Source organism: Flavobacterium undicola (assembly GCF_009909155.2).
In the GTDB taxonomy this organism is placed as follows: Bacteria; Bacteroidota; Bacteroidia; order Flavobacteriales; family Flavobacteriaceae; genus Flavobacterium; species Flavobacterium undicola.
Genome location: NZ_JAAAPM020000010.1, coordinates 42,829 through 55,357 on the forward strand (window position 1 = coordinate 42,829; position 12,529 = coordinate 55,357).

The 12,529-nt window shown below is 34.0% G+C and carries 11 protein-coding genes; 10 read left to right on the forward strand and 1 reads right to left on the reverse strand.

The window, feature by feature from the left end; genetic code table 11:
- Positions 1-142 precede the first annotated feature (142 nt).
- The 10 genes from GTZ96_RS07620 to GTZ96_RS07665 all read left to right on the forward strand — a co-directional run bounded on the left by GTZ96_RS07620 (position 143) and on the right by GTZ96_RS07665 (position 11,898).
- Positions 143-562: an IS1 family transposase gene (locus GTZ96_RS07620; protein WP_161642540.1), complete on the forward strand. Its 420-nt coding sequence runs from the start codon at positions 143-145 to the stop codon at positions 560-562.
- A 104-nt stretch (positions 563-666) separates the two neighbouring features.
- Positions 667-1,227, forward strand: a complete 561-nt coding sequence (locus GTZ96_RS07625; protein WP_161642542.1) for an acetate uptake transporter — start codon at positions 667-669, stop codon at positions 1,225-1,227.
- Positions 1,228-1,470: 243 nt separating this feature from the next.
- Positions 1,471-4,173: an ATP-binding protein gene (locus GTZ96_RS07630; RefSeq protein ID WP_161642544.1), complete on the forward strand. Its 2,703-nt coding sequence runs from the start codon at positions 1,471-1,473 to the stop codon at positions 4,171-4,173.
- Positions 4,170-4,532, forward strand: coding sequence for a response regulator transcription factor (locus GTZ96_RS07635; RefSeq protein WP_128196767.1), 363 nt, complete (start codon positions 4,170-4,172; stop codon positions 4,530-4,532). Before GTZ96_RS07630 ends, GTZ96_RS07635 begins: the two co-directional genes overlap by 4 nt.
- A gap of 25 nt (positions 4,533-4,557) precedes the next feature.
- Complete coding sequence (gene acs / locus GTZ96_RS07640; RefSeq protein WP_161642546.1) at positions 4,558-6,465, forward strand: acetate--CoA ligase; 1,908 nt, start codon at positions 4,558-4,560, stop codon at positions 6,463-6,465.
- Positions 6,466-6,790: 325 nt separating this feature from the next.
- Entirely contained in the window at positions 6,791-8,596 is a 1,806-nt protein-coding gene (locus GTZ96_RS07645) for a glycoside hydrolase family 13 protein (RefSeq protein WP_161642549.1), read from the forward strand.
- A gap of 213 nt (positions 8,597-8,809) precedes the next feature.
- Positions 8,810-9,487 (forward strand): glycerophosphodiester phosphodiesterase, encoded by a 678-nt coding sequence (locus GTZ96_RS07650; RefSeq protein ID WP_161642551.1) that lies wholly within the window; start codon positions 8,810-8,812, stop codon positions 9,485-9,487.
- Positions 9,484-10,692 (forward strand): BaiN/RdsA family NAD(P)/FAD-dependent oxidoreductase, encoded by a 1,209-nt coding sequence (locus GTZ96_RS07655; RefSeq protein ID WP_161642553.1) that lies wholly within the window; start codon positions 9,484-9,486, stop codon positions 10,690-10,692. The genes GTZ96_RS07650 and GTZ96_RS07655 overlap by 4 nt, the downstream gene beginning before the upstream one ends.
- An 87-nt stretch (positions 10,693-10,779) precedes the next feature.
- Complete coding sequence (locus GTZ96_RS07660; protein ID WP_317168888.1) at positions 10,780-11,079, forward strand: iron chaperone; 300 nt, start codon at positions 10,780-10,782, stop codon at positions 11,077-11,079.
- Positions 11,080-11,154: 75 nt separating this feature from the next.
- Positions 11,155-11,898, forward strand: coding sequence for a hypothetical protein (locus GTZ96_RS07665; protein ID WP_161642556.1), 744 nt, complete (start codon positions 11,155-11,157; stop codon positions 11,896-11,898).
- 74 nt (positions 11,899-11,972) lie between these two features.
- Here GTZ96_RS07665 and GTZ96_RS07670 read toward each other — a convergent pair whose 3' ends face one another.
- Positions 11,973-12,449, reverse strand: a complete 477-nt coding sequence (locus GTZ96_RS07670) for a TspO/MBR family protein (RefSeq protein WP_161642558.1) — start codon at positions 12,447-12,449, stop codon at positions 11,973-11,975.
- Positions 12,450-12,529 lie beyond the last annotated feature (80 nt).

Consider the following 12,529-nt stretch of genomic DNA (forward strand, 5'->3'; position numbering starts at 1 on the left):
AGCATAAAAATAACCCACAAACCTTATTATTACTCACAAAAACAAAATTATTTTCTTGCAAAATTCATCCTTATAAAATCAGAAATAATATTTTATTTAAAGATAATTGCTAATTTAGTATATTTATGCAAATTTTATATACATGGAAATTATCAGCTGCCCAAAATGCCAAGATAGTAAAATAGTTAAAAGTGGGGTTATAAACCAAAAACAAAGGTATTTATGCAAAAATTGCAATTACTTTTTTACGGTAAACAAGATAGGAAAAAAAATTGACGACTACTATGTTACTAAAGCTTTGCAACTTTATCTCGAAGGATTAAGCTATAGAGAAATTGAAAGAATCATTGGAGTCTCTCATGTAAGTATTAGTAATTGGATAAAATCCTTCAATATAAAAAAACCAGCAAACACAAACTACCACCCCACTTACAAAATACTAAATCACTTAGAATTAGTAGAATATATAAAAAACAAAGAAATTCTTTCAGGAGCAGGGATGATTATCACCGAACTTGGAGATAAATTTATGCTTATAAAATGGGAACGTTTTAAAAAATAACTATATCCTTTACAACTATATATATCTTATTTTTTTTTATAAACAAAAAAACTGAATTTGCTACTCTATTTAACCTTAATCAACCTTAATTTTTTTAAACCAAAATGGAACAAATATTAAAAGACACTACTGCCAACCCAGCACCACTAGGACTTTTTGGCTTCGGAATGACAACTATTTTATTAAACATTCACAATGCCGGATTCTTCGAGCTTAATGCAATGATTATGGGAATGGGAATATTTTTTGGAGGAATACAACAGGTTATTGCCGGAATTATGGAATGGAAAAAAGGAAATGGTTTTGCCATGGCAGCGTTTACTTCATATGGTTTTTTCTGGTTGTCTCTTGTTGCCTTATGGTTACTTCCTTTAGTAGGAGGCACAAAACCTGACGGAGCTTCAATGGGATGCTATTTAGGAATGTGGGGATTATTTACACTAGCTTTTTTCATAGGAACATTGAACGGAAACACTATTGGAAAACTTATTTTTGGCTCCCTTGTAGTTCTATTTGCATTATTGTCTACAGCTAGTTTTACAGGAAGCGAAAGTATTCATACCATTGCGGGTTACGAAGGAATTCTATGTGGCTTTTTCGCTTTTTACGAAGCAGCTGCAATTGTAATTAATGAAAAATTAGGCAGACAGGCATTACCATTATAAAATCATATAACATACAATAGCTTTATTAATTTAAGGCTATTGTATTTTTCATTTCAATGAAAAAAAGACATGAACAAAAATTAATTATCCTTTCAATGCTTATGATTTTAGCATTGAACATTCCGCTTATTCTATTATTTGATAGTTCAAAACCCTTATTTGGTTTCCCAATTATCTACATCTATCTCTTTTCGGCCTGGTTATTCTCAATTGGCACAACCTACTTAATTGTAAAAAAATATTATGAGTAGTCTTGGTCTTTTATTGATTTTAGCCATCTATTTAGTAATGCTTTTTTACATTGCTCATTGGTCAGAAAAAAGAAGCCATTCTAAATGGACTAACAATCCTTATATCTATTCCTTTTCGTTAGCTGTTTACTGTACCGCATGGACTTATTATGGAAGTATTGGATTAGCCGCTAAATCAGGATTAGACTATTTACCTATTTATCTGGGACCAATAATCATCATTCCTACCTGGATTATTATTCTTAAAAGAATTATTCGAATATCGCGGGTCAATAAAATAACCAGCATCGCCGATTTTATCTCTCTACGTTATGGCAACAGTCGGTCATTAGGAGCCTTAGTTACTTTAATCTCCATTTTCGGGATCGTACCTTACATTGCTTTACAGCTTAAAGCCATATCAGACACTTTTCACATTGTAACCAAAACCCATGCGAGTTCTAATATTTTCACAGACAACACTACTTACATTTGTATTGCCTTAGCCTTATTTGCTTCTTATTACGGGAATAAATATGTGGACGCTTCCGAAAAAAGACGCGGTATAGTAACTGCTATTGCCATCGAATCGATCTTAAAATTAGTCTTCTTTTTAATTATTGGTATCTATGTAACTTACTTTGTTTTTGATGGTTTTGAAGACATTTACACTAAAGCATCAGTATTAGAAAATTTCGATAAAAAAAATACTATTGGCGGTTTAACCAATGGACTTAACTGGTTTTTCCTGTGCCTGATTTCTATGTTTGCCATCTTTATTTTACCAAGGCAATTTCACACTGCTATTGTCGAAAATAATCAGGAAAAACACATTCGAACAGCCATTTGGTTGCTCCCACTCTACTTATTGCTTTTTAATATTTTTGTTTTTCCAATAGCCTGGGGAGGAAACATTCTTTTTGAAACTCAAGGGCTTAATTCTGATACTTATTCACTACTGATTCCGCAACATCTCAACAACAACTTTTTAACTGTAATAGTGTTTTTAGGCGGATTTTCGGCAGCCATTTCGATGATTATTGTTTCTTCAATAACACTGGCAACTATGCTTAGTAACAACCTATTAATTCCTTATGGTTTTATTGGTTCATTAGAAAACACTTCCCAGGAAAAAAACACCAAAAGAATTGTTCTTAGTCGTAAAATAGGAATCTTTTCATTGATAATATTAGCTTATATTATCTATCGTGTTTTTGTTTTAGATTACACTCTAGTCTCAATCGGCTTAGTTTCCTTTGTTATCATTGCCCAATTAGCTCCGGCCTTTTTCGGCGCTTTATTCTGGAAACGAGGCTCTAAAAAAGGGGCTGTAACCGGAATTATCCTTGGATTTTTAATTTGTTTTTACACCCTGTTAATTCCATACGCCCTTGGAACAACAAATTCCGCAAGCACATTTGTACAAAAAGGACCTTGGGGAATAGCTTTGCTAAAACCTTTTCAACTTTTTGGGTTGGATTATCTAGACCCTATTCCGCAGGCCGTTTTCTGGAGTTTATTGGTCAATTTTCTTAGCTATCTTGCGGTTTCAGTAAGTTTTAGCGGAAATTACAGAGAGCGTAATTACGCCGAAATGTTTGTTGACATAGACGAATACATCACCAATCATGAAAATGCCTATGTATGGAAAGGAACTGCCAATATTTCGGATATTGAAAAAATTCTGGAACGTTTTCTTGGTATTGAAAGAACAAAACGTGCACTAACGATCTTTAACCTAAAATACAACATCGACAAAGACAACAAGATTGCCGATGCCCGTTTTATAAAATTTGCCGAAAATTTATTAACTGGGCATATTGGTACGGCTTCCGCCAAAATAGTAATTGCCAGTGTAACCAAAGAAGACAAAATAAGTCTGCCAGAAGTATTGCGTATTCTGGAAGAATCTAAAGAAAATATCGTCATCAATAAAAAACTGACCGAAAGTTCGAATGAATTAAAAAAAATATCTGAACAACTTCAAATTGCAAATCAGGAACTCATTAACAAAGACATTCAAAAAGATGAATTCCTGGACACGGTAACTCACGAGCTAAGAACACCGATAACAGCAATAAGAGCAGCTACCGAAATTCTACATGACGATGAGAATATCCCTGCCGATGTACGTCAAAAATTTCTACAAAATATCATTTCCGAATCAGACAGACTCAACCGTTTGATAGATAAAATATTGGATTTGGAAAAATTTGAAACGGGAAAACAAAAAATTTATCTCTCTAAAAACAATATTTCTAAAACCATCAACAATACCTTAGAATCACTTCAACAATTAATTATAAACAAAAATATAAGCGTTAAATTCGAAAAAAAATCCCACGAGATAAAAGCCTTTTATGACGAAGAACGCATCATTCAGGTACTTCATAATTTATTTTCGAATGCCATAAAATTTTGTGCTGATACTGATGGGAAAATTAGTGTCAAAATTAACGAAGGCAGTGAATTTATATCTGTTAGGATTCACAACAACGGAAAAGAAATAAAACCCGAAGAGTTTGAAGCCATCTTTGATAAATTTTACCAAGCCAGAAATCAAAATGTAAAAAAACCAATTGGAAGCGGCTTAGGATTAGCTATTTGCAAAAAAATAATTGAACATCACAAAGGAAAAATATGGGTTGAGAGTTCATCTGGTAACGGAACAACCATTATTTTTACATTACCCAATTACAATACTACTGAAAAATGAAGAAAATATTAATTGTCGATGACGAACCTAATATTGTAATGTCACTGGAATACACTTTCAAAAAGAACAATTTTGAGGTATTCATTGCTCGCGATGGCCAAGAAGCATTGGATATTTTAAAAAACCAACTGCCTGATATCATTATTCTCGATGTTATGATGCCTATGGTTGACGGTTACAGCACATTGGAACAAATAAAAAAAGAGCCTAGATTAGAACATTGTAAAGTAATTTTCATTTCGGCAAAAAATAAAGAAAAAGACATAGAAAAAGGACTTTCCCTAGGAGCCAATCTATATGTCACCAAACCTTTTTCATTAAAAAAACTCGTTGAACAAGCACAAGAATTAATAAACTAACAAAACTAAATACATACAAAAAATCATGAGTCGTTACAAAATAAGCAATTTAGAAGAATACTTCAAAGAGTACAAAAAATCAATCAAAGACCCGAAGAAATTTTGGGACAAAATTGCCTCTGAAAACTTTACCTGGTACCAGGAATGGGACAAAGTAGTTGATTTCAACATGGCAGAAGCCGAAATAAAATGGTTTGTAGATGCTAAGGTAAACATTACCAAAAACTGTATCGATCGTCACCTGGCTAAAAAAGGAGACAAAGTTGCTATTGTTTTTGAACCTAACAATCCTGACGAAGCTTCACAATCGATCACTTACAATGAATTGCACCAACGTGTAAGCAAAATGGCGAATGTTTTATTGAGCCAGGGCATTAAAAAAGGAGATCGTGTATGTATTTATTTACCTATGATTCCTGAATTAGCCATCACAACATTGGCTTGTGCACGTATTGGAGCCATTCACTCGGTAGTTTTTGCCGGATTTTCAGCATCGGCTGTTGCTGCCAGAATCAACGATAGTGAGTGTAAAATGGTAATTACATCTGACGGTGGATACCGCGGAAATAAGACCATTGACTTAAAAGGAATTGTTGACGAAGCATTAGTTAACTGTCCATCAGTTGAAAATGTTTTAGTGGTTCAAAGAACCCAAACTGACGTTAAAATGAAAGAAGGTCGTGACCATTGGTTAGCGCCTCTTTTAGAAAAAGCATCAGACAACAATACTGCCGAAATCATGGATGCCGAAGATCCATTGTTTATCCTTTATACTTCGGGTTCAACAGGAAAACCAAAAGGAATGGTGCATACCACAGCAGGTTATATGGTTTATACTGCTTATACTTTCCAGAATGTTTTTAACTACGAAGAAAACGATATTTTCTGGTGTACTGCCGATATTGGTTGGATTACCGGACATTCATATATTTTATACGGTCCATTATTGAACGGAGCAACTACTGTTATTTTCGAAGGTGTTCCTTCTTACCCTGATTTTAGTCGTTTTTGGCAAATTATAGAAAAACATAAAGTAAACCAATTTTATACAGCGCCAACAGCTATCAGAGCTTTGGCTAAAGAAAGTTTAGATTATGTACAAAAATACCCTTTAAGTTCACTAAAAGTAATTGGATCAGTAGGAGAACCTATTAACGAAGAAGCTTGGCACTGGTACAATGACCACGTGGGTGGAAAACGTTGCCCAGTTGTAGATACTTGGTGGCAAACCGAAACCGGAGGAATTCTTATCTCACCAATTCCTTTCATTACACCAACAAAACCAACGTATGCGACTTTACCTCTTCCAGGTATTCAAGCCGTTTTGATGGACGAAAAACGCAATGAAATTGAAGACAATCAAGTAGTAGGAAGTTTGTGTATTAAATTTCCTTGGCCAGGAATTGCCAGAACTATTTGGGGCGATCACCAACGTTATAAGGATACTTATTTCTCTACTTTCCCAGGAAAATATTTCAGTGGTGACGGCGCTTTGCGCGATGAAGTAGGTTATTACAGAATTACAGGTCGTGTGGATGATGTAATTATTGTTTCAGGACATAATTTAGGAACAGCTCCAATTGAAGACGCTATCAACGAACATCCGGCAGTTGCCGAAAGTGCCATTGTAGGCTTCCCTCATGACATTAAAGGAAATGCGTTATATGGCTTTGTAATTCTTAAAGAAACGGGTGAAAAACGTGATAAAGAAAATTTGGCTAAAGAAATCAACCAACACATTTCAGATCACATTGGACCAATTGCTAAATTAGATAAGATTCAGTTTGTATCAGGTTTGCCAAAAACCCGTTCCGGAAAAATCATGAGACGTATTCTTCGTAAGATTGCCGAAGGAGATTATTCTAATTTTGGAGACACAAGTACTCTATTAAATCCAGAAATCGTAGAAGAAATAAAAGAAGGAAAACTATAATTTTTTTATTAAAAATTTCATAAAACCAAAAGCTGCTCAATAACTGGGCAGCTTTTTGGTTTTTATAAAAAAAATCACAACATTTAGAAATATAAAACAATCCATTTTTTTGACTCCCTCTCCTTTGGAGAGGGGTGGGGTAAAACAAAAACTATTTTATATTTCAAATGGTATTATTCAAATCAAATTCATTCCAAAAATGGTTTATTTTTGCTATATTCGTTAACTAAGAATCACCTATTGATAGCTTAATTTATCGTGAAATAGCAAATTAATTTTCAAACCTAAGCTTTGTTTTTATGCAACCGTTTTAATTTTCTATTTTATGAATAATGCGTTAAATACACTAATACAAAGAATCGAACCTCCCTTTTGGTTTTCAGGAATGCACAATCCCGAGCTTCAAATTCTTTTTTATGGCGTAGATATTGCACAATGTCAAGTCTCGACTGCTAATCCAGTTGTGATTACCAATGTAAAACGCACCAAAAATCCCAACTTTATTTTTGTAACGATTAATACCCAAAAGATAAGCACAACCGAAATTGATTTTATATTCAAACCCAAGAACAAATCTAGTTTCATTCAAAAATATGAATTAAGAGAACGAAGGAAAAATTCATCGCTTCGCAAAAGTTTTGATTCCTCGGACACTATCTATCTTTTAATGCCTGATCGTTTTGCTAACGGAAACAAAAACAACGATAACGACAGCAGCACAACCGAAAAATACAACAGAGATTTGCCCGGAGGTCGACACGGAGGTGATATCGAAGGCATAATTCAAAATCTAGATTACATACAATCTCTTGGCATAACGGCAATTTGGAGCACACCACTTTGCGAAGACAACGAAGCCGAATTCTCCTATCACAGCTACGGTCAATCGGATGTTTATAAAATTGATCCTCGTTTTGGAACCAATGAAGATTATGTTCGATTATCAGAAGAAGTACACCGCCGTGAGTTGAAATTAATCATGGATTATGTGACTAATCATTGGGGATTAGCACATTGGATGCTCAACGATTCCCCTACTAAGGACTGGATTCATCAATTTGAAAACTACACCCAAACCAATCATAAAAGAAGCACCATAAGCGATATTAACGCTTCAAAAATTGACCGGACTATTTGTCTTAACGGCTGGTTTGTTCCTTCCATGCCCGACTTGAATATAGGCAATCCTATGGTTTTCAAATACCTTTGTCAAAACGCTATTTGGTGGATTGAATATGCTAATTTAGATGGTTTTAGAGTCGACACCTACAACTATTCTGAACCAGAATACATCTCAAAATGGACTAAAGCCATTACAGACGAATATCCAAATTTCAATCTCGTTGGTGAAATTACCATGCGCAATCAAGGACTGCTTTCATATTGGCAAAAAGACAGCCCAATAGCTAAAATCCAACAATTCAATTCCAATTTACCTAGCGTAATGGATTTTGCCTTATCAGATGCGCTACAAGTTATTTTTAACGAAGACGATGACACCTGGGATCAAGGAATAACAAAAGTGTATGACCTACTTTCGAAAGATTTTTTGTTTCCCAATGTGAATAATCTATTAATTTTTGGCGAAAACCACGATACCAAACGACTCAATCACATTTACAATAATGATATTCGAAAATACAAAATGGCAATGACAATGTTAGCAACCATCAGAGGAATTCCACAGTTGTATTATGGTTCTGAAATTGGAATGGCTGGCGATCAAAATTTAGGTGATGCCGATATTCGAAAAGATTTCCCCGGCGGTTGGGAGGACGACGAAAACAATGCTTTCAATCCCAAAACTCGTTCCGAATGTCAAAAAGTATATTTTGATTTTACTTCAAAATTATTTCATTGGCGAAAAACTAATGATGCAGTGCATTTTGGCAAAACCACACATTATATTCCAGAAAACAATGTGTACGTTTATTTTAGATACAATACCACTAAAAGTGTCATGGTTTTGATTAACAACAATCCCGAAAATCAAGAAATCTACACACCAAGATTCAAAGAAAATATCGGAAATTATAAAAAAGGGAAAGAAGTCTTATCTGATTTAATTTTTGATTTATCCCAAGCAATTATTATCGAAGGAAAATCGGCTTTAATTTTAGAATTAGAATAAGTTTTTCAATAAAATCCTACACCATAACCTTGATTTTCAATTATTAACTAAGACCTAATTTGTTGATTTTTTTATTTGTCTATTTTCCTGCAAGGTTTTAGAAACCTTGCAGGAATTCATACGTTTTGTAAATCAAACTCAAATTATAAATAAAACACCAAAACTTTGCGAACCTTGCGTAAAACTTTGCGACCTTTGTGATTAAAAAACTCCATGCTCAAAATAGGTCATCGTGGTGCTAGAGGATATGAACCAGAAAATACTCTAGCCAGTTTTCAAAAAGCAATCGACTTGCAGGTAGACGGAATTGAACTCGATGTGCATTTGAGTTCAGATGGCGAACTTATGGTTATCCATGATGAAACTATTGACCAGACCACTAATGGAAAAGGCGAAGTCACTAAATTTACCCGAGCTGAATTGCAACATTTCAATATTGAAGGCAACAATAAAATCCCAACACTCCAAGAAGTTTTTGATTTGGTTAACCGACGTTGTTTTATCAATATCGAATTAAAAACTTTTGAAACCGCTGCCAAAGTAGTCCAATTAATCGAAAAATACATTCGCGAGAAAAGCTGGGAATACAAGGACTTTTTAGTTTCCAGTTTCAACTGGGATGCCTTAGAGGAAGTTAATTTTGTCAACTCTAAAATCCCAATCGCAGTACTTACCGAAACAGATTTAGACAAAGCTCTGGCTTTCGCCAAAATAATTCAGGCCAAATCCATCAATCCTGATTTTCAATTATTGAATATGGAAAACACTAAGAAATTACAAGAAAATGGCTTTGATGTTTACCCTTGGACAGTCAACGAAACAGCCGACATAAAAAGAATACAATCATTTAACGTAAACGGAATTATCTCTGATTTTCCAGATAGAATATGAATCAAAAATTTGATATAATAATTGTTGGCGGTGGCGCAGCAGGATTTTTCACTGCCATCAACATCGTAGAGAAAAATCCGAAATTAAAAGTCGCTATTTTAGAACGAGGTGCCGAAGTACTGCAAAAAGTACGCATTTCTGGTGGTGGCCGTTGCAATGTAACCCACGCCTGTTTTGAACCTAACGAATTAGTCAAATTTTACCCGCGTGGTGAGAAAGAATTGCGCGGCCCTTTTCATCAGTTTTGTTCTGGTGATACGATAGAATGGTTTGAGAAACACGGTGTAGAATTAAAAATCGAAGAGGATGGGAGAATGTTTCCCGTTTCTAATTCGTCCCAAACCATTATTGATTGTTTCCTGAAAGCGACCCAAAAACTAGGAATTACAGTTCTTACAGGACAATCTGTACAATCGATTTTTAAGAAAGACAATCTTTGGAAAGTGGAAACTCAAAACGAAAATTTCCTTGTTGAAAAACTAATTCTTGCAACGGGCAGCAACCCTAAAATCTGGGAACTTTTGCATACTTACGGTCACGCGATTGTAAGTCCGGTACCCTCCCTATTCACCTTCAACATCAAAGATGCCCGAATAAAAGAATTACCTGGCGTTGCAGCTCAGGTTTCGGTAAAAGTAAAAGACACCAAGCTAACTTCAACCGGTCCTTTATTGATTACGCATTGGGGAATGAGCGGTCCTGCAATTTTGAAATTATCTGCTTGGGGAGCCCGAATTTTACACGATAAAAATTATCAATTCACGATTTTTGTGAATTGGCTCAATGACATTGAAACTGGTGAAGCCGAAAAAATACTGAAAGACTTAAAACAAGAACACGCCAAAAAAACGGTTTCTAAAAAATCTCCTTTCGATTTCCCGAATCGTTTATGGGAAAGTTTAGTATTAGCTTCTGGAATTGAAGCTGAAACCAAATGGGCTGATTTATCAAAAAATCAGTTGCAAAATCTAGCCAATCAATTGACGAATGCAACTTTTCAGGTAAACGGGAAAAGCACTTTTAAAGAAGAATTTGTCACCGCTGGAGGAATCGATCTTAAAGAAATCAATTTCAAAACCATGGAAAGTAAACTACATGAAAATCTTTTTTTCGCTGGAGAAATCGTCAATATTGATGCCATTACAGGTGGATTTAATTTTCAAAATGCCTGGACAAGTGGATTTATTTTGGCTAATGGAATATAGAAAACAAATAATATTAATTGTTATTTGAAAAAAATGGAAGAAGTAGAATAATATATCAATGCACTGCCAATTGAGGTTCAAAAAATAATCGAAAAAATAAGAGCCATCATTAAAAATGAAGCTCCTGATTGCGTTGAAAGTATTTCTTATGGAATGCCTGCTTATAAAACATTCGGGAAACCATTAGTTTATTTTGCTGCTTACAAAAATCACATTGGTTTATATACCACTCCTTCGGGGCATGCTCAATTTTCAGAAGCATTATCTAAGTACAAACAAGGGAAGGGTTCGGTTCAATTTCCTCTTGACTCTGCTATTCCCTATGAATTAATTGAGCAAATAGTTGCATTTCGGGTAAGAGAAAACAGCAACAAATACACAAAATAATTAACAAGTATTTACATTATTTTTAACTTTTAAAACCAATAACTTTAATACTTTTACTATCAAACTATTCTAACTATGAAAGTAAAACTAAGCGTTATTTTATTAATTTCAATTGTTCAATTTAGTTTCTCGCAATCAAAAAAAATAATTAACGGCAGTGTTCTTTCCCTAAACTTCTTAATTTCTGGTATTGAAGTCATCAATAAATCTTCAGAACAAAGTACCACTACAAACTCTAATGGTAAATTTTCAATTGCCGCAAAACTAAACGACAGCATCCTCTTTTATCATAAAAACTACGAACTAAAAGGAATTAAGATAAGTTTCGATGATATTCAAAACGGTACAATTACAATTGAAATCACAAGAAAAGTAGAAGAACTAAAAGAAGTGGTAATCCATCAAGTTAATGTGGATTGGGCATTTGATAAAAAATGGGAACAGCTGAAAAGAGATGAAGTTGAAGTATACAGAAAAGCAAATACTTTAAAAAACCCAGGCGTATATAATGGAACGATAGAGAACGGAATGGATTTTGTCAAAATAGGAAAAATGCTTTTTGGTAAATTATTAAAAAGAAAAAAAGAAAAAGCTGTTAATCCAGAAGAATTTAAAGAAGTTGCTGCAACTAATTTTGATCAAAAGTTCTATACCGAAACTTTGCAATTAAAGAAAGAAGAAATAGAACCCTTCCTTACTTTTTGCAATTTTGATCCTGAATCAAAAAAAACAATCTCCGAAAATTCCAATGATCTTATATTAATGGATTTTTTACACAAAAAAAGTATTGAATTCAAGAAGATACATGCACCCGAATAACTCTTTCACATTATTTTTTTGCAATAGTCATTGCAATTGACATTGATATTGATATTGAAATTGAAATTGAAATTTTATCGATTCAACCACCAAATACTAGCATTCAATACTGCGGCAAAACTTACCCAAGCTAAATACGGTAGAAACAAATAACCCGCAATTTTATTGATTTTAGCAAACTGAATATAGGTTTCATAAATCATCAACCACAAAACGACAATTTCTAAACCAGCCAACATTGGATTTTGTAAACCAAAAAACAAATACGACCAAATTGCATTCAATACCAATTGAGCCGCAAAAAACACCAATGCTTTTTTTACCGTTTCTTTGTCATAATCGATTCGATCCCAAACTAATCCTGCAGCCACTCCCATCATAATGTACAACATAGACCAAACGGGTGCAAAAATCCAATTAGGAGGATTAAAACTTGGTTTAATCAATGTTGGATACCAATCTAAAATAGCGGAACGTGTTACAATTCCAGAAAAATAGCCAATAGCAAGACAAGTAACAACAACAATGAGTATTTTGGTAATCTTATTCATTTGATTCAATTTGGTTCAAAAATAATCAAAAACTTTATACTTGAACAAATAAACAAATGAACGTATAAACCAAAAAAAGT